Origin of the sequence: Gardnerella pickettii (assembly GCF_029226345.1) — a bacterium.
Lineage (GTDB): Bacteria > Actinomycetota > Actinomycetes > Actinomycetales > Bifidobacteriaceae > Bifidobacterium > Bifidobacterium piotii.
In genome coordinates this window covers 315439-335041 of record NZ_JAKNCU010000001.1, presented here as the reverse complement: position 1 = coordinate 335041, position 19603 = coordinate 315439, and the positions used below count along the sequence as shown (strand labels likewise).

The following is a 19603-nucleotide window of genomic DNA, read 5'->3' as shown; positions in this document are numbered from 1 at the left end:
TACACCCAGCTGAACAACTACGCTAGTATGAACAATATCATAAGTAGTCATACTTAACTTGGGTACAAATTTGAGCAGCACTCGGTTGCAATTTTTATATTATGGTAACTTCAGTAACTTCAGCAATCACAGTAATTACTCCCTACTCATTGTCGTATTCTCATGCATCCAATGTAATTACAGGATGCAAATCAAACATTTTTACAGTACGCTTCATGCGGAAGGCAATGCTTGTTATAGCAATCGCAATAACGCCGAAAAGCACAAGCATTCCAACGCCAGAGACTATTTCACCACTGTTCTTTCCAGACATTGCTTGACGCAACCCCATAATCGAGTACGTCATTGGCAAATATGGGTGAACAGCTCTAAAGAACGATGGCGTCATTTGTACTGGGAACGTTCCTGCAGAGCTTGTGATTTGCAACATAAGAAGCACAATAGCAACTATTCGCCCTGGCATTCGGAACACCACCATAATCATTTGCATTATTGCCATAAAGACTATTGACGCTATAATCCCCAGCGCGTAGAATGCACCAACATTATCGATTTGGAACTTCAACGCTCCTTGAACAACGCCCATAAGAATAATCGCTTGCACTACGCCCATAATCACAAACGGCGTCAAGCTAACAAGCGCGCTTTTAAGCGGATTCATGCCGTTTAGTATCGCTCGCCTATCCATAACTCTCAAAACGAATGTTGTCATAAGAGCACCAACCCAAAGGGCGATAGAAATAAAGTAAGGTGCAAAACCGGTACCGTAGTTTTCAACGTGCGAATACTCGTGCTCCTCCAAGGAAACTGGTGCGCTCATCATCTTACTTTTTTGCTTAATATTGTTGATTTTGCTAGAGTTTTGTGCGCTTTTAAGACCTTCATGTAACTTTTTAGCTCCATCAGCAAGCTTTGGAGTATTTTCAGAAAGCTTTTGAACTCCAGAATTCAATTGACTTGATCCATCAACTATTTTTGCAGACCCAAGCGCAGCAGAATTAATACCATTATTGAGCTTTTCACTTCCGTTGCTTACAGCGCTAAGACCTTCCGCCAGCTTATTTGCTCCAGCGGAAAGCTGCGATGAGCCACCTCGAACGCTTGATATTCCTTTAGAAACGGCGTCAACTCCAGCTTTTATCTTCAAGCTACCAGAAGAAAGTGCTCCAGCACCTTGGCTCAACGCCGAAAGATTCGTCTCTAAGAGCTTAGAATTTTCGCTTAATCCTCCTGCAAGACCTTGCAATTTTTCTAACACAAGCTCTTTTGTTACAAGCGGATTTTGCGCTTCAACAAGCAATTGAGCAAGCTGATTTTTTGTAGCCTCGTTTCCAGCCTTAACATGCTGTTCAAGCTGCGCACTAGAATCTGAAAGCTTTTGAGCACCATTATATAGTTCGTCTGTAGCGTTATATAACGTTTGCGCTCCACTATTTAGCTGATTTGCGCCATTTGCCAAATCGTTAGTTTTTTGAGCTAAGAATTGCGCTCCATCTTTGCTTTGCGCATTTGCATTTTTAAGCGATTGCGCTCCCTTTTGAAGTTCGCTTAATCCGTTTTGTAGTTTTTGCAAAGACTGAGTAAGCTTAATCGATCCATAAGCAAGCTTATCTACTCCGCCATTAAGCGATTGCATTCCAGCGCTTAAATCGCCAGAACCACTCACTGCTGAATTAAGAGAATCAGAAGCAGAATTTACTTTTTCAAACATATGCTCCCAATATTCTTGAACAATCGCCTCACTAATTTCGCTTCGCATAGTGCGGAAAGCAGTTTTACCGATTTGTGAAGCCAGCATATTGCTTGCTTGATCGTATTTTACGTGAAGCTTTGCTTTAGTAGGAGTATCGTATTGCGCAGAAGCAATGCACTTACTAAAAGACGATGGAATAGTTGCTACCATAAAATAATCGCCATTTTTAAGGCCTTTATTTGCTTTAGCGCTATCTACAAAGTTCCACTGGAATCCTTCACTTCCATCTTTTTGATTCTTTAAACGATTCTTGATTTCATCGCCAACATTGCGCATTTTGCCGTTTATCATCGCACCGTCATCTTCCACAACAAAAGCGACTGGAACGGTGTCTAGCGTTTTGTAAGGATTTGTAAACGCCCACAAGTAAAGCGATCCGTATAAAAGTGGAATCAAAGCTACGGTTCCAATAACAAGCTTTCTAGCTTTTCCTTTCATCGTATTGTTAATCTCACGAAATGCAAGAGCAATAGTATTAACGTGCATTGTTTTCACCACCATTTGCTTCACTTGTAGCAAGTTGAGAATCAGTATGAGAATTTTCTGTTTTCTCATTATTTGGCATAAGTCTTAAGACTTGATCCGCTTGCTTTTCTAACTCACTTTGCAAAACTCCAACAAGGCAGGAGCAGTAGTTTTTGCTAACATATTCGCGAATGTCTGCAAGTAAGCATTCGCTTTGCTCACTAGTAAGCTCCATCTCAATTCCATCAACAAATAGCAGCCACGGCTTTTTTAGCAAAGCCAACGCAATTGCCAAGCGCATGCGCTCGCACGGAGTCAACTCTCCTATTGCTGTTTTGTGAGGAGAAAATACTTTCCATTGAGTTAGCACGTTGTAAGCGTACTGCTGTAAAGCTTCACGGTTTTTAACATCATTTTTGTATTGCTTCAAAAATAGAGGCGAACGCGCTGCTAGTTTCAGCTCGCTCATAAGAACTTCTTCTATTGTTTGCATTTTGTAGAATTCGTTAATTCCGTTGAATAATCCCAATCCCACATATTTACGCGATTCTTTAAAATCGTTAGGAAGAGTTGCGTCCGCAATAGTAAGAGTTCCGTTCGTAAATTTCATATAACCAGACAATGCAAGCAGCAAAGCTGATTTTCCAGAGCCGTGTTCGCCTGATATTGCAACGATTTGATGAGGCTCTACTTTTAACGATACGTCCCAAAATGGTGTTCTTCTAAATATTTGTAAACCTAATTCTTTCGCTTCTATAAGCGTTTGTTCTTCTTGCATAATTTGCATGATTTGTTTGCTGCAAAATACCGATGGTATACATTTCTAAATGGTATACATTTTTAATGTTGCTATCGAAATTGCTATGCATTCCTCCTTTGTATCTAACTTTTTCAATTTTTCAATTTTTCAATTTTTCAATTTTTCAATTTTTTGATTTTTCAATTTTTTGATTTTTTGATTTTCCTAACTTCAGACTCAATATTTAATTCTGATATCGCCTACAATGATTTTGGCGACTACCTCATATTGCTATGTTGCAACAAAAGGTTATAAATAAAGAGGCCAATTATTGACGTCAATCCCCCGAAAGTACTTTCATTGTACTCTTCAAGGTGAACAAATACTAACTTATTTTTGAACATTTTGTTCATTTGTCTATGTTTTGGTCATAAAAACACGCTATATATAACAAAATCTCACATTTTTGATTTAATCGTGTGACTTCTAATATTATTTCTGGTGAACATTACCTATAAGTTTGTCTAAGTATTTATATAAGTATTTATATGTGTTGTCATATGTTGTCAAGTAGATAATTGTGACCAATCAGAATGAGTATGATAATGTAGCTTTCAACGTTTTGTAGCGAGCGAATCAGAAAAACAGAAGCGAAAATGCTAGCTACAAAAATACCATTAGAGAAAAATAGCAAAATAGCAAAATAGATATAAAGGAAGCGAGAGGTAGCGAGAATGAGCAAAACTGACAACACGGCAAATCAGAATTCACGCGCAAATCAAAATACTGCGTCGAATCAGCAATCGCCTGCGAATCAGCAATCATCCAAACTACATCCCGACGTAAAAAATTACGTAAAACTATTTTTCAAAGAAAACAAGCTTGTAGCTTTTCTTTCGATGATAGTTTTTATTGCCTTGTCTATGATTTACACTGCTATTTCTTGGATTTTGCAAATTATTTTCGATTATATGGCTGGTAAAGGAGCTTTTTCTTTAGCTACTATTTTGCTGCTTGTAGTTTCCTTTATGCTGGCAATCTCCCTGATTTTCGCGTTAAAGCGCAGCGCGTATCCTCGCTTTCTTGAAAAAGCAATGAATCAGTATAAAGAGTCTGTTATTAAAAGGCTGTTAAAAAAGAGTTATAGCGATTTTTCGCTTGCAAATTCTGGAACATATCTTTCTGTGCTCACTAATGATTGCGAGCGCATTCAAGAAAAGTATTTGAAGAAGATTTTTGATTTTGTTCAAGACGTTCTTATGCTTGTAAGCTCGCTAGCTCTTATGATTTACTATAGTCCGTTGCTCACTGTTATTGCTCTTATTATTTCTGTGCTTCCAATGGCGTGCTCGATTCTTACAGCTAACGGAATTGCCACTCGTGAGGAGCAGGTTTCTAAATCGAATGAGTCTTATACGGCCCTGACGAAGGATGTTTTGAACGGAGTTTCGGTTATTAAGAGTTTTAAGGCGGAGCAGGAGGTTATTAACCGTTATCAGAATCAGTCGATGGAGCTTGAGCATACAAAGAATCTTCGCGAAAAAACGATGACTACTGTTTCTGCTCTTGGCACAATTTCCAGCCTTGCAACTCAGCTTGGCGTAATGCTTGTTGGCGCTTGGATGGTTAACGCTCATGTTGGTGTTATTACTGCTGGAATGGTTTTAGCTTTCACTAATTTGATGAATGGCGTACTTCAGCCTATTGCAAGTCTTCCACAAATGCTTGGCGAGATGAAGGGTGCTAAGAAGCTTATTAGTAAGATGGCTGATTACATGAGTAACGCTAAAGAGGATTCTGGCGAGATCATTGACGATCCGATTAAAAGTGTTGTTTTGCGAGATGTTTCATACGCTTATGATGCGGATCGTAAAGTCTTGAAAAACGTAAATCTAACTTTGCAAGCTGGAAAATCTTACGCGATAGTAGGGCCTTCTGGTGCTGGTAAGAGTAGTTTGATTAATCTGCTTATGGGCTACTACAAGGATTATAAGGGTAGCGTGCAGCTGAATAATCACGAACTTAGCAATGTGAGCAAGAGTTCGCTTTATGATAAGACGACTCTTATGCAGCAGTCTGTGTTTATGTTTGATGCTTCGATTTTAGATAATATTACGCTTTTTAAGCCGTTCCCAGATGCGGAAGTGGATCGCGTGATTCACCTGGCTGGCTTGGATGATTTGATTGCTGCTAAAGGCAAAGACTATCAGTGCGGCGAGAACGGTAGTCATCTTTCAGGCGGCGAAAAGCAGCGTATTGCTATTGCGCGAAGCTTGCTTAAAAAGTCCGAGATTCTGCTGGTCGACGAGGCAACGAGCGCGCTAGATAACGAGACGAGCGCGAACGTAACGCAATCTATCTTGGATTTGCAAGGAATTCTTCGACTTGTGGTCACTCACCGCTTGGACGCTAACTCACTTAAGCAATATGATGAGATTCTTGTGATGAAAAGCGGCGAACTTATTGAGCGCGGAAGCTTTGAGGAGCTTATGAATCAGAAGGCTTACTTCTACTCGCTTTATACTGTGTCTATGTAATAGTGTTGCGCTGGTTTTGGATTGGCTTGCGCTGTGCAATTTAGCGCAATAAATTCTGAAGCAGCGCTAGTAACCATTAGGTGCAATTTTGCGGTGATTGGGTACTAGAGATAACAACACAGCTGAGCCTACTCTTAAATGCTATTGCTAACAAACTATTGTGAACGAATCTGCATTAATGTATTAATGTATTTAACTTTTAAAGAGTGATTTATAAAAGCGTAATCTAAGTTTTACTTTACGAATAAAACTTTACGTAAGTCTTTATGATATTGTCTTTAATTATTAAAATTTAAAAATTATAAAAATTGAAAAACATATTATTACAAACATCAAAATGAAGATAACTTTAAAAAGAGGTGAAAGAGTATGCAAATTTTAAACATTCTATGCAACCCAGTAATTGTATCGGTTGTAGTGTTATGCGCGTTAAGTCTCGCTAAACTCAATGTTTTACTCGCAATGATTGTTGCGTGCGTTGCAGGCGGCATTGCCGGCCATCTCCCTCTTTTTGGAGATGGAAGCCATACTATTATGGCGCTGCTTTGCGATGGATTTTCCACAAACGCGCAAACTGCGCTCGCCTACATTCTTCTTGGTACTTTTGCAGAAGCCATTACAGCAACTGGTCTAGCTCAAATCATTTCTAAAAAAATCAGTAAACTTATTGGCGCAAACAAATTTATTCTTCTTGCAGTTCTAACGATTATTGCATGCATGTCTCAAAATATTGTGCCAGTTCATATTGCTTATATTCCTATTCTTATTCCACCAATTCTTTCCATTATGAACAAGCTTAAGCTAGATCGCCGTGCTGCCGCTTGCTGTACTGCGTTCGGCCTAGAAGTTCCATACATTGCTATTCCATTTGGCTTTGGCTTAATTTTCCAAACAGTTATTGCAACTAATCTTTCTAAAAACGGCATGAAAGTTAGCGTTTCAGACGTTAGCGCTGTGAATTGGTATTTAGGTGCTGCAATGCTTGCAGCTTTACTGTTTGCAGTTTTTGTTCTATACCGCAAGCCTCGCGAATATAAAACAACCGAAGCAGATACTCGCGCTTCGGACGCTGTTGTTGGCCCGCTTACTAAAGCACACTACGTAACCATTCTTGCGATTATTGTTGTTGTAGTAGTGCAAGTTATTAGTAAGGATCTTTCGCTTTCTTCTCTTGCAGGTCTTGCAACCATGATTATTTTTGGCGCAATAAAGTGGAAAGACATCGACAAGCAGCTTATGGGCGGCGTTAAGCTTATGGGTCTTATTGCATTTATTATGCTAATTGCTGGAGGCTACGCTAACGTGATTCAAGCTACAGGCGGAGTTAATGAGCTTGTACACCTTGGCGTTGCTTTTATGGGTCAAAACAAGCTAATCGCTGCATTCGTTATTACGATTATTGGCTTGCTTGTTACTATGGGCATCGGCACCTCGTTTGGCACGGTTCCTATTCTTGCAGTTTTGTTCGTACCGCTTTGCCAAAGCATTGGTTTTAGCACTCCTGCAACAATTCTTCTTATGTCTTCCGCTGCAGCTCTTGGAGACGCAGGTTCTCCTGCTTCCGATACAACGCTTGGTCCTACTTCTGGCTTAAATGCAGATGGTCAGCACAGCCACATTTGGGATACTTGTGTTCCAACATTCCTTATTTTTAACATTCCACTTATGGCTGCAGGCATTGTAATATCGCAGTTTATTTAGCATTTAGCTGAAAGTCACCAACAATATACATCTAATAAACGCTGGTGAAGATTTTTGCCATTTGCGGCTATTTTCTTCACTACCCCAAATTGTAAAAAACAGGCAAAGTTTGATACACGTCGAGCCCATTAATTAGCTCTGTAAACGCGTACAAAAATCAAATGCGCAACACTGCTTCAATACAAAGCTCAAGCGCATACGCTTTAGAATCCCCACCCCAATTGCGCTCATCGTAATTTTCAACATCATGCAAAGTATCTGCAGTATAAAGAATCTCACCCCAAACAATCTCACGCATTTGCGCACACGCAGCTAAAGCAGAACACTCCATCTCCACAACCGCACAGCCCTCCTGCTTACGACTAGCAACTTTCGTCTTAGTTTCACGGAAAAACCCATCCGTAGTCCACGTTTTAACTTCATGATAAGGCAAATTATGCGCCTGCAAGGTTTGCAAAATAGCATGCCTCGAGCGCTCTGAAACGTCAACATAACGACTTGGAGGCAAATAATGATAAGAAGTTCCCTCATCTCTTAAAGCTTTATACGGAACCAGAAAAACGTTTTCCGCATAATCAACTAGCGATCCGCAAGAACCAGCACTAATAACTTCCCTAACGCCGTAAGAAATCAACCAATCTAAGATCTGAACAGCGGCAGGAGCGCCAACTGGAGCCTGTACTAAGCAGATTTTTTGCGTTTTTTCTTCTATTTCGCTGTTTGTATTTTCTCTTACTGTATCTCCTACTTTTTCTTCCAAAACATATATCGGATATACTTTAGTTGCAGATTCAAAATTTGCTACAATCGTAGCTTTCCTACTTAAAGCATACTGATCGATTTCATCGCCTAAGAAAGCAAAAACCGCTTTAGATGGAAGCTGGACGGAAATATTATCGTGATTTGGCATTAAAACTGCGCTTTTATCGGAATCATACTCTAAAATCGGCAAATCATATTCTGCCATACAATCAGCTCCTTAATACAATCAGCTCCATCCTACAAGCAACTCAATCCTATATACAAACACACGCATTAGTACGTAAAGATCATAAAAATAGCCAATCGCTACAAATCTGCAACGATTGGCCACTTAAGATATGTTATCTAGCTAAACATGCTATCAATATTCTTCTTATTGCTTAGATCATCTTCATCAAGAAAATCCATCTGCTTTATTCCACTTAATCTTGCAATAAGCGAAATTGGGAATGTAACAATATTTTGATTAAGCGCACTGATGTTACTATTTACTATTCTTTTTGCTGCAGCCAATTGCTCGTTTTCGTCATTTACTTCTTCTTGCAAATTCAAAAATTGTTCTGAAGACTTTAATTCTGGGTAAGCTTCTGCCAAAGCATAAATCTTCCCTATTGCATGATTCTGATTTTTCATTGCTTCGCTAGAATCCGCAGAGTTTAATCCTTCTCTTAAACTCACCAAATCAACTAATGTTGTTTTTTCGTATTTTGCAAACGATTGCGCAACTTTAAGCATTTGGCAAATCGTGTCGTACCTTTTAGCGAGCGCAATGTCAACATTTTTTTGCGACTCTTCTATAATCACTTTATATTTTCTTAGTCTATTTAACGTGCCAATAAACCAGCCAATAGCCACTACAAGCACTGCCGCAATGACTATTAAAATAATCTCATAATCCATAATGTCTCCTTTATTTTTAGCTCTTTCTAGTCCTAATTGTCTATAATTTTACAATTCGCTAGTATTTTCCACTTTTGCAATTCACGAGTATTGCAATTTTCTAGCTTCTAATTTTGCAATTTTTCTTTAATTACGTTGATTACTTCATAATACTCAGCCAAAACATCCCTAAATCTTGCATATTCTCTTGTTAAAGATAGGTTTTCTATTCCAGATTTTCCAGGATTTCCTAATATATACCGACCAGAGTCAAAAGATGCAATAATATGCTCGCTATCTATATATATGCAAACTCTCATTCGTTTTTGCAAATTATTCAATACTTCTATAAAACTTGGATCCAACACAAGCTTTGTATAAAAATCGTCTGTAGAAAAGATTGAATACGAGTTGTTAAACTCAATGGATTCTGTTTGAACTTCACTCTCCCCTTTTGTTTTTTTGCCATAGTATCCATTTAGTTTTTGCCCCATAAAGGTCTTTCCAGTAACGGGAACAATTCTAATATGACCATTTATATTGGTTTTTGCGTTTATTAATAAGACTTGACCAATAAAATCAGTTTTTTTGACAGTTTTTCCACTTTCAGTTCTAGAAAAGTGCATTGCTTGCATATTTGAAAATTCAGTTTTAGATTCATCGCCAAAAATTATGTGTTTGTTTGAATAATACCTACTAGATATTGGCAGAAGATTATTAAAAATGCTATTGTCAATTCCTTCGGAATTTTCTAATACAGTTCCAGGCAGAATCGCATTCAAAATCGGCGTTAAAACATTATCCGCGTATAGCGAGCTTACATCAACCTTATTTGTTACAAAAAACTTGCCAGCAAAGCAAACAACAAAAGCAATTACTATGAGTAAAGGATATTTATAAGTAGAGTAATCAAGTGAAGGCAGATAATTGCCAACAGCACCAATAATCAGGACTACTGGTATTAATGGAATCAAACGCATTGGGTCAAAAGCGTTGTTTTTTACGCCTTCTTTTAACTCATTTAATTTCCCTTGCATTTGGGGAGATTTTTCTAATTTATTAAGTCTTTCTAAAACTTCGGAATCTGTAAACACGCTACTATGCTTTACATTCATCGTCATCTCCCTCTTATAATCGCCAATATTTTTATAACAACATTTTTATAACAACATTTTTATAACAACATTTTTGCAAAAGGCATAAAAGGCTCTTATATTTTTTTATCATAAATAACCATTATTTGGAATAGTAAGATTTGTGATAGTTGAATTTGAAATAGTGAAATAATAACCACTTTGATTTTGAGCCACTTTGATTTTGCTAGCAAAGTATCTTAAATGTGATTATTTTCAATAAAGATTTAATACAAAACAAATAGTAAAGAACAAAATAACACAAAATAAACAATATAACAATTTATAACACATTAATTTTCAACTACTTTAATAACATTTGGCAAAGCGTATAATGAACTTGAATTTATTCCTTAACTGATAGGAAATTCCAAAATGGTACAGAAACTAAAAAATATTTGGAGCGTTAAATTAACTACTGCTTCACTCGTACTAATACCAGCTGCAATCGGCATAAATTATGTTGCAAAACTATTTGCAAGCATGCTAAAACTACCACTTTGGCTTGGCACACTAGGCACTTGCATTTCAGCTTGCTTAGCAGGACCAGTTGTAGGCGGAATTGCAGGATTTTTAACTAATATTGTTTACGGCTTAACGATTGATCCAATTTCTACAGTCTATAGCATTACAGCTGCAGCAATTGGCGTAAGCGTTGGAATCGCTGCACGACTAAAGTACATGAACAAAGGCCTACACATTTTTATAACAAGTCTTATTGTTGCAGCAATCGCAATAATCATCTCTACACCTCTAAACATGATTTATTGGGGTGGAACCACTGGAAACGTTTGGGGTGACGCTGTTTTTGCAGCAATGGGTTCCAAAGGCTTCTTTGCATCATTCGTAGATGAGCTTGTTGTAGATATACCAGATAAGATTGTTGTTTTGTTCCTTGCAGCTGGAATCTATAAAGTTCTTCCTAAGAGTTTAATAGCCATCTATCAATCCGATGACGAAGATCTTGATAAATAAACGTTTATCTCAAGCAAATAAATCGCATAAACGTTAAGTTCTACAAGTTTTTATAAGCGCAATAAGACGAGATACTATGAAAAGCATCAGCCTATTTGAAGATAAGAATTCGTTTCTAAACGGATTATCTGCAAAAACCAAGCTTGCATACGTAATATGCGCTACAATCACGCCGAGTTTGCTTGGAGGCTATACTTCTTTCGCTATCTTTATTATTTTGAGCCTAATATTACTTGCAACATCAAAGGTTCTAGCAAAAATAAAAATCGTAATACAAGTTACTGGTTTTATTATTGTAACTATTTTTATAGTTCAAACTTTCTTTAGATCGGGAAACTACACGATTTTATTCAAACTAGGACCTTTGATTGCTCGCAAAGAAGGTTTTGAAGTAGCAATGAAGATTGTGCTAAATATATTAAATATTTCGTTTGCATTTTGTGTTTTAACTCTTACAACTAAACCTTCTAATATGATGCAAGAGATGATACAAGCTGGTTTACCACCTAAAATGGGCTATGTTTTTGTCTCGCTATTTCAAATCATTCCTCAAATAACACAGCAAACTTCGACTATTGTTGACGCTCAAAGAAGCAGAGGATTACAAACAAAAGGTTCCCTAATAACTCGTTTCAAAGCTTTTTTGCCTTTAATATCCCCGATTATAATGTCTTCGTTTATGAGTTCTAAAGAAAGAACTATAGCTTTAGAAGTTCGCGGATTTTCGTGCAATAATCAAAAAACATTCATAAAACCATTTAAGCCAAGTAAATACAATACGCTATTTTTATGCGCTTGTTTAATAGTAATAATCGCATCTATTATTTATGCGTTACTTAATAATTTAGGATATGTAGCATGGCAGCTATTCATATAGAGCACTTAAAATATCGCTATCCTTATAGTAAAACTCTTGCACTTAATGACATTTCTTGCGATATTCATAAAGGCGAATTTATTGGAATAATAGGCGCTAATGGAGCTGGAAAATCAACATTATCTCAAGCGATTTTAGGTCTTGTTCCAAATCTTTACCACGGAGCGTACGGCGGAAAAGTCGAAGTAGACGGTCTTAACGCAAAAACTACTCCAATAGACAGTCTTTGCAAAAAAGTTGGGCTGGTTTTTCAAAATCCTTTTAATCAAATTACAGGCTCGAAGCTTACTGTGTACGAGGAGATTGCTTTTGGTCTGGAAAATATTGGCATTGAGCAAAACGAGATGCAAAATCGCGTAGAGAAGATTATGGAGATGCTTAACATTTCTAATCTTAAAGATTGTTCTCCATACGATTTATCTGGCGGTCAAATGCAGCGCATGTCTATTGCCGCTATTTTAGTTATGCAACCAGAAATAATAATTTTAGACGAGCCAACTTCGCAGCTTGATCCTAAAGGTTCCGAAGAGGTTTTTAAAGCAGTAGAATCCTTAAAAAATCAGGGCCAAACTATTATTATGGTTGAGCACAAAATGGAAAAAATCGCGCAATACAGCGACCGCGTAATGCTTTTAAGCGAAGGAAAACTCATTGATTTTGATACTCCGCAAAAAATCTTTTCTCGCGAAGACTTGGAAGAATATGGCGTAAATTCTCCTGTTTATACTCAAATTTGCAAAAAACTTTCGTTAAAAAACAATAATGGCTTGTATCCAATAACTCTTGAGCAAACGTCACGAATTTTACGCTCGCACGAAGGGAATCGCTTATAATGACTCCTACTATTGAAATACGAAATGTGTCTTTTTCTCATACTCCAACATCACAAATATTCGATGATCTCAATTTATCTTTTGCTCCTGGAGCATGCGCTATTGTTGGTCAAAATGGCACTGGAAAAACAACTTTACTTAAAATCCTTAGAGGTCTTCTTACGCCAAAATCTGGAAGCGTTTTATTAAATGGTAAAGATATTGCAGAATGTACTGTTCCCTCTCTTGCTAAAGATATTGGATTTGTATTCCAGAATCCAGATGACCAGATTTTTGAATCAACTGTTATACGCGAAGTAATGTTTGGACTTTTAAAAATTGGAATTGATAAGAGTCAAGCATTGATTCAAGCAAAAGAAAGTCTAAAACTTGTAGGACTTTTAGATAAAAGCGAGGTAAATCCTTACGATTTAAGTCTTTGTGAAAGGAAAATGGTTTCTATTGCGTCGATTCTAGCAATGGATACGCAAGTCGTTATTTTAGATGAGCCTACGATTGCTCAGGACAATTGCGGCAAAAATTGTATTGAATCAATTATTAAACACCTTGTTTTGCAAGGAAAAACTGTTATAGCTGTTCTTCACGATATGAATTTTGTGGCTCGAGTATTTAATCGAGTTGTTGTGCTTTCCAATGGCAAGGTTCTTTTTGACGGCACTACGCGAGACGCATTTATGCAAGATAACATACTTTCTATCGCACAACTCGATAAGCCAGATGTTGTGAAGCTGTGCGAGAAACTGGGTTATGAATATACGTTCCTATCTGTTGAAGAATTTGTGAACGACTATTACGAACAATAAAACTACCGACTATCAAATGAAGCAGCAAAGAAAGCAAATGCACAAATCGCGTAGTTTCTTAAAATTAGCATTTGTTAATACACATTAATATCAGCAAACGCAAATCAAATTTGACAAACACAAATCCATTCGCTATAGTCTTCACTTATCACCATTTCGACGAGTAAAGGAGTGCACATGTATCATACAAATATGATGACAAATTGTTGTTGTAACGTATGCTATTGCGCATTTCTTAATCGAAATGATGTTTGCAAGCACTAAGTATGCATAACATCTAGCCTGTGTTAAAAGCATCTACGTTAAAACACAGCGAATTATGATTCAAGAAACAGCGCGCTGTTTCTTTTTTTTATGCCAAAAATCGAATATAACGTTAAAAAAAATAACAATTTAATACGTGTTAATGTTAAAACGAATAAATATTAAAACGAATAATGGCATCTTTAGAAACAAATAATAAAACAGTAGTCGCTTTATTAATAAAAATTATTTTTAAAAATTAAAAACAAATTAAACAAAACAAAAACAAACAAGTAAAACAACAAACAAGTAAGGGGAAATATTATGTCTAATATCTACAAGTCCGTGCAAGAACTCGTAGGTCACACTCCACTTATGGAGCTTACGCACATTGAAAAAGAGTACAATCTAGCAGCAAAAATCCTCGTAAAACTCGAATACTTTAACCCAGCAGGCTCTGTAAAAGACCGCATTGCAAAGCAGATGATTGAAGAAGCAGAAGACGCAGGCACGATTAAACCAGGCTCAGTAATTGTTGAGCCAACTTCTGGAAATACTGGCATTGGTCTTTCAATGATTGCGCAAACAAAAGGATACAAAAGCATTATTGTTATGCCAGAAAGCATGTCTATTGAACGCCGAAAACTTATGAAAGCATACGGCGCCGAACTCGTGCTCACACCTGCTAAAGATGGAATGAAAGGCGCAATCGCCAAAGCGAAGGAAATCGTTGAAAGCACGCCAAACGCGTGGACTCCTGGGCAATTTACCAATCAAGCAAATGTGCACGCACACTACAACACAACAGGTCCAGAAATTTGGCAAGACACTGACGGAAACGTGGATATTCTTATTGCAGGCGTTGGAACAGGCGGCACAATCACTGGTACTGGCACATACTTAAAAGAGAAAAATCCGCATCTTGAAGTAATCGCAGTAGAACCAGCCGACTCCCCTGTGCTCGCAGGCGGAAAGCCAGGAGCGCACAAGATTCAAGGAATCGGCGCAGGATTCGTTCCAGATGTGCTTAACCAAAACATTTATAATCGCATTGTTCACGTAACAAATGAAGACGCAATCGAAAGCGGCAAGCTTATAAGCAAAAAAGAAGGCGTGCTAGTGGGTATTTCTTCTGGAGCTGCAATCTGGGCAGCAATCCAAGAAGCAAAAAGAGAAGAAAACGCTGGCAAAACCATTGTTGCAATACTTCCCGATTCAGGAGATCGATACTTGTCTACAGCATTATTTGAAGACTAACTAAATTTAGGAGCACTACTGTAAATACGCAAGTTTTGATTAAATAATATATGGATAATAAATGGATAATAAATAACATTATTAGATAATGATCAAAACTATAAAATAAAGGAAAATAATAAAAATAACGGGAGAAATGTATGAGTGATCGCCTTGACCTTATAAATCAACTAAACTCAATTAACGATTCAGACATAAGGCAAGCTACATTCATACCTAATTACCGCAATATTATTGCACTCATACATGCAACTCAGGCTCTACTTTTGCCTGAGTTGCATGTGCGCAATGAAAGCAACGAGACTACGCAACTCAACGCTAGTTTGAATAATAACGCTAGTTTGAATACAATTGCTTCAAACGCGTTAGACACTATAGAACGCATTATATTCCACGAACTTCAATGCTACACAAACAACACAATTAAAATTCGAGAAACTTGCGATCAATTTATAAATACTCTTCCTGCAATTAAAAAGCTACTTTTAACAGATATTCAAGCCATATACGAAGGCGATCCTGCTTGCACAAGTAAAGTAGAAGTCACGCTCGCATACCCTGGTTTTTATGCAATGCTTATTCACCGCACAGCGCACGCACTCTACGAACTTAATGTACCGCTAATTCCTAGACTTATGAGCGAATATGCACACAGAAAAACTGGAATCGACATTCATCCAGGAGCAAAAATTGGCGCACATTTCTGCATAGATCACGGAACTGGTATTGTAATCGGCGAAACAACTGTAATCGGCGAGCATGTTAAGCTTTACCAAGGCGTAACACTGGGTGCAAAAAGTTTTGCGCTAGATAATTGTGGAAATCCTGTAAAAGGCGGAAAGCGGCATCCGAATATTGGAGATAATGTTGTAATCTACGCAAACGCAACAATCTTAGGCGGAGAAACCACAATCGGCAGCGGAAGTATAATCGCAGCAAATGCATGGATTAACCGCAGCATTCCTGCAAACACAACCTACCACTTTCCTAAAGCCTAATACGCTATCATGCTCTGTCTTTTATAAAACCGCAGCACTCAATTTCTGCTAACTCAATAAAACCAGCAGATTTATAAAAAGCAATAGTTTTTTCGGTGCAATCCGTAGTCAATTGAATTTGACGAACATTAGGGTAACAATCCACAATCGCATTTAACAAAGCAGAGCCTATCCCCTGGCGTTGATACTCTGGCAAAACGAGAATATCTTGAATAAGAACAACCGTGTATCCATCGCCAACAGCTCTAGCAATGCCGACCAGCTCATCATTTTTATACGCAGCTAAAACCTTGAGCGAATTATTAAAGCCATTTTCCAAGGCGGGTAAATCATCTGTATATGAAGACCAACCAACAGAATCATATAGTCTTAAAATATCTTTGCTATTATATTTTTTATACTCTTTTATTTGCACGTCTGTTAAATTCATTTACAATAACACCTCGCAAAATATAGCAAAAGTACGCGATTCTAAAACGTAAAAATGTAAAAACATAAAAACGTAAGAACGCGTACTTGTAAGAATACTTAGTAACCGCTACAACAGATGCAACGGTTGCAACAGCTACAACAGCTACTTGTTAAGTTGCACAGTCTCGTGATCCATGCCCATCTTAAATTTAAGACCTGCACGCTGCCACATGCGATATTCACCAACTGCCGTAAAGAGAACATCTGTTGAAGAGTTAAGAGCGGTTTCACACGAATCCTGAATCACGCCAATAATAAGGCCAATTGCAACTACTTGCATAGCAATATCATTTGAAATACCAAACGACGAGCACGCAAGAGGTATAAGCAAAAGCGAGCCACCAGCTACACCAGATGCACCTGCAGCACTAACAGCAGAGAGAGCAGACAGAATAACAGCTGTTGGAATATCAACATAAATCCCAAGAGTGTGAGCAGCGCACAAAGCCATAATCGAAATCGTTATAGCAGCACCACTCATATTAATGGTTGATCCAAGCGGTATGGAAACCGAGTAATTGTCTTTGTTAAAGCCAAGCTTTTCGCACAAATTCATATTTACAGGAATATTCGCCGCAGAAGAACGCATAAAGAACGCTGTAACTCCCGAATCGCGCAATGTTCTTAATACAAGAGGATACGGATTCTTGCCAGTAAGAACAAAAACCAAAATAGGATTTACAATCAAAGCAACAACAGCCATAGTGCATACTAACAAGGCAATAACGGAACCGTATTCACTAAAAATACGAAGACCATTGCTTGCCACCGTTGCATAAACAAGACCCATAATGCCAAAAGGCGCTGCGTTAATAATCCAGTGGACAATTTTTCCAATAGCAGACGAAACGTTGTCAAAGAATGCTTTAGTGGAAGGCTCAGCCAAACGAAGCGCTACACCAAAGGCGATTGCCCAGAATAAAATACCAATAAAATTGCCCTTAGCAAGAGCATCTACAGGATTTACAACAATATTTAACACAAGAGAATTAAGAACTTCACCAATTCCTTGAGGAGATGGAGAAGATGCTGCTTCAACATGCGCAAAAGTGAAGTCAACAGGGAAAATCATAGCTGCGCAAACAGCTATAAGGCTTGCAATAAATGTGGAAAGCGCATACAACACGATTACTAGCTTCATGTTTCCAACACTTTTTGCTTTTGCAAGCGCGCCAATCACCAGGCAGAATACCAAAATCGGAGCAACAGATTTAAGTGCGCTTACAAACAGCTTTCCCATAAGATCTAGCACGTAAACGTGAGCTGGCACAAAAAGACCAAGTGCAGCGCCAAGAAAAAGACCAATAACAATACGCAAAATAAGGTCAATGCTATTCCACTTTTGAACAATCTTGTGCATGAGAGTCTCCTGTAATTTAGTTTGTGCAGAATATTTTATACTCTTTTATTTGTATTCATACTCGCAAGATTTTCTATTTTTACATATTATACACATGCATGCATACGTATGCAAATCGTTAGGTTTTAGCGATTTAACAATGCCTTTTGCTTAAAATTAGTCCTTATTAATCCTTATTAATCGTCATTAATCACCTAATCTGCATAACTAGTATTTGGTAATTGAGGCAAAACAACAAGCAATCCTGCTGTAAAAATCAACGCGAGTATAGGCAAAAGCTGCCATTGGAACGTAGATGAGAATGCAAATCCAATCCAAGAACCAGTAGTAGCACCAATCGCAAACGCAAGGCGCGCCCAACCAGAAAACTTAGCGAGAGTACTTCCCTTAAACAGAATCTGACGCGAAACAATAATCGGCTCTACTAGTAGCATTCCGCCAATCGCTTCAAGTAAGAATGCAAAGCACATTATTGGCAAAAGATTAATAAACATAAAGCAATAAGCAAATGCGCTCACAATAATGCCTAAAATAGCAACTTTTCTTAAACCGAGCTTTTGAGACGAATGCGCATACAAAACGGATGCGAGCACGCTTCCTACACCAGTGAAAATATACAATATCGTCAAAGATTTAGAGCCATATTGCTTACCTAAACCAAGAAGAATATATGAAACAGAGCATGCAGGAATAAAAGCAACCAAGAGAGACCCGGCAAGAAGCATGATTTTACTCTTTAGTAATGGATTCGCAGATTGCTTAACTTTAGATTGATTATCTGCAGATTTGGAATCTGCTTTATTTTCCAGTTCCGTCTGCGATTCCTGCAATTCTTGCGATTCATTCTCTACCTCTTGCTGCGCTTCCGCTACTTCGCAAGATGCTTGCGCAATGTCTTGTTTCATAATAAATCGCGTAGCACAAGCCGCAAAAGAAGTCACGGACGAGAAAATCAAAACCGCAGGAATCGACCAGCTTGCAATCCAAGATCCAAGCGGAGAGCCGAGCAAGGTTCCTGTAATACTTGCCAAAATACTCACAATGCCGCTGTAGTTTACAATCATGCCGTCATCACCGCCGGCAGCATCAACCTCGAAAACTTCGCTAGCAATATCAATCACTTGACCTGTAATCAGCAATGCGCAAGAAAGAGCCACCAGCGACCACTTCCACGCAGGAGAGCCAAGCATAAGAAGCGGTAGTAAACTGAGCACGCCTTCTACGCCTTCAGTCATAGCAAGAGCGCGAAAACCGCCAAGCTTATCAACAATCCAACCAGAGCATGGCGAAAGAAAATCGGCAACCGTCATGAAAGTCTTACGAAAACCAATCACCCAAGCCGGCAAGCCAACAATAATAATAGAAGGCAAAACCGAACCCTCATACGCTTGATTGCCAAGCATAGAAAAACAGAAGCCAACCAAAGCCCATCGCAATGCTGGACTAATAGATCTCATGCGAATAAAAATATTATTCTTACTAAAAATTGACTTCACAGCAACCAACTCTCCCTTAAAGCTCTTGCAAAATCGAAAATCATAATGCAAGTTTCTGCAAATGCATAACTACTCGCAAATCACTATCAAACTTAAATAATTCACTACAAACTACACAAATCCAATAGCTTATTCTACAAATTTAGTAACACTATACTCTTGTTCAAGAAAAAACAACAAATAATAATACAAAATAACAAAAACGCTACAAAAAACAGTGGTTAGCTATAGACAAAAAAACAGTTTAGACAAAAAGTGAGGGTTATAGGCCAAAAGTGAAAAACAAAAAAGCTTTCGGTTTTAGATGCCCCTAGTAGCAAA

The 19603-nt window shown here is 38.0% G+C and carries 16 protein-coding genes; 8 read left to right on the top strand and 8 right to left on the bottom strand.

Going from position 1 to position 19603, the window contains the following annotated elements:
- Nucleotides 1-160: 160 nt before the first annotated feature.
- Together MAF46_RS01255 and MAF46_RS01250 are read right to left on the bottom strand one after the other, a co-directional pair.
- Nucleotides 161-2239: a YhgE/Pip domain-containing protein gene (locus MAF46_RS01255; RefSeq protein WP_004130169.1), complete on the bottom strand. Its 2079-nt coding sequence runs from the start codon at nt 2237-2239 to the stop codon at nt 161-163.
- Entirely contained in the window at nt 2229-2996 is a 768-nt protein-coding gene (locus tag MAF46_RS01250; protein WP_032819532.1) for an ATP-binding cassette domain-containing protein, read from the bottom strand. Before MAF46_RS01250 ends, MAF46_RS01255 begins: the two co-directional genes overlap by 11 nt.
- Before the next feature lie 695 nt (nt 2997-3691).
- On the opposite strand from MAF46_RS01250, the gene MAF46_RS01245 reads away from it, so the two are divergent.
- Both MAF46_RS01245 and MAF46_RS01240 read left to right on the top strand, forming a co-directional pair.
- Nucleotides 3692-5494 (top strand): ABC transporter ATP-binding protein, encoded by a 1803-nt coding sequence (locus tag MAF46_RS01245; protein ID WP_060785527.1) that lies wholly within the window; start codon nt 3692-3694, stop codon nt 5492-5494.
- Nucleotides 5495-5863: 369 nt separating this feature from the next.
- Nucleotides 5864-7195: a Na+/H+ antiporter family protein gene (locus MAF46_RS01240; protein WP_060785528.1), complete on the top strand. Its 1332-nt coding sequence runs from the start codon at nt 5864-5866 to the stop codon at nt 7193-7195.
- A 157-nt stretch (nt 7196-7352) separates the two neighbouring features.
- On the opposite strand, the gene MAF46_RS01235 is transcribed toward MAF46_RS01240, so the two are convergent.
- The 3 genes from MAF46_RS01235 to MAF46_RS01225 all read right to left on the bottom strand — a co-directional run bounded on the left by MAF46_RS01235 (nt 7353) and on the right by MAF46_RS01225 (nt 9951).
- Nucleotides 7353-8162, bottom strand: coding sequence for a nucleoside phosphorylase (locus MAF46_RS01235; protein ID WP_004130177.1), 810 nt, complete (start codon nt 8160-8162; stop codon nt 7353-7355).
- A gap of 140 nt (nt 8163-8302) precedes the next feature.
- Entirely contained in the window at nt 8303-8857 is a 555-nt protein-coding gene (locus MAF46_RS01230) for a LemA family protein (protein ID WP_060785529.1), read from the bottom strand.
- Between the two features lie 107 nt (nt 8858-8964).
- The gene (locus MAF46_RS01225) at nt 8965-9951 is read right to left on the bottom strand and encodes a DUF3137 domain-containing protein (RefSeq protein WP_004130182.1); all 987 of its coding nucleotides are present in this window, start codon (nt 9949-9951) and stop codon (nt 8965-8967) included.
- A gap of 393 nt (nt 9952-10344) precedes the next feature.
- Between MAF46_RS01225 and MAF46_RS01220 the strand changes: the two genes are divergently transcribed.
- The 6 genes from MAF46_RS01220 to epsC all read left to right on the top strand — a co-directional run bounded on the left by MAF46_RS01220 (nt 10345) and on the right by epsC (nt 15955).
- Nucleotides 10345-10944, top strand: coding sequence for a sensor histidine kinase (locus MAF46_RS01220; protein ID WP_004130184.1), 600 nt, complete (start codon nt 10345-10347; stop codon nt 10942-10944).
- A gap of 76 nt (nt 10945-11020) precedes the next feature.
- Entirely contained in the window at nt 11021-11821 is an 801-nt protein-coding gene (locus MAF46_RS01215; RefSeq protein ID WP_060785530.1) for an energy-coupling factor transporter transmembrane component T family protein, read from the top strand.
- Entirely contained in the window at nt 11803-12654 is an 852-nt protein-coding gene (locus MAF46_RS01210; protein WP_060785531.1) for an energy-coupling factor ABC transporter ATP-binding protein, read from the top strand. The genes MAF46_RS01215 and MAF46_RS01210 overlap by 19 nt, the downstream gene beginning before the upstream one ends.
- A complete protein-coding gene (locus tag MAF46_RS01205; protein ID WP_060785532.1) occupies nt 12654-13457 on the top strand; it encodes an energy-coupling factor ABC transporter ATP-binding protein in 804 nt (267 codons plus the stop codon). The genes MAF46_RS01210 and MAF46_RS01205 overlap by 1 nt, the downstream gene beginning before the upstream one ends.
- Before the next feature lie 567 nt (nt 13458-14024).
- On the top strand, nt 14025-14957 hold the full coding sequence (gene cysK / locus MAF46_RS01200; protein WP_060785533.1) for a cysteine synthase A: 933 nt from the start codon (nt 14025-14027) through the stop codon (nt 14955-14957).
- A 140-nt stretch (nt 14958-15097) separates the two neighbouring features.
- Nucleotides 15098-15955, top strand: coding sequence for a serine O-acetyltransferase EpsC (gene epsC / locus MAF46_RS01195; RefSeq protein WP_060785534.1), 858 nt, complete (start codon nt 15098-15100; stop codon nt 15953-15955).
- A 7-nt stretch (nt 15956-15962) separates the two neighbouring features.
- Here epsC and MAF46_RS01190 read toward each other — a convergent pair whose 3' ends face one another.
- The 3 genes from MAF46_RS01190 to MAF46_RS01180 form a co-directional block, all read right to left on the bottom strand.
- Nucleotides 15963-16385 carry a GNAT family N-acetyltransferase gene (locus tag MAF46_RS01190; protein ID WP_018638233.1) on the bottom strand — a complete coding sequence of 141 codons (423 nt, stop codon included), beginning with the start codon at nt 16383-16385 and terminating at the stop codon, nt 15963-15965.
- 144 nt (nt 16386-16529) lie between these two features.
- Nucleotides 16530-17786 carry a serine/threonine transporter SstT gene (gene sstT, locus MAF46_RS01185; protein WP_060785535.1) on the bottom strand — a complete coding sequence of 419 codons (1257 nt, stop codon included), beginning with the start codon at nt 17784-17786 and terminating at the stop codon, nt 16530-16532.
- A 194-nt stretch (nt 17787-17980) separates the two neighbouring features.
- On the bottom strand, nt 17981-19282 hold the full coding sequence (locus tag MAF46_RS01180) for an MFS transporter (protein WP_032839296.1): 1302 nt from the start codon (nt 19280-19282) through the stop codon (nt 17981-17983).
- Between the last annotated feature and the right edge of the window lie 321 nt (nt 19283-19603).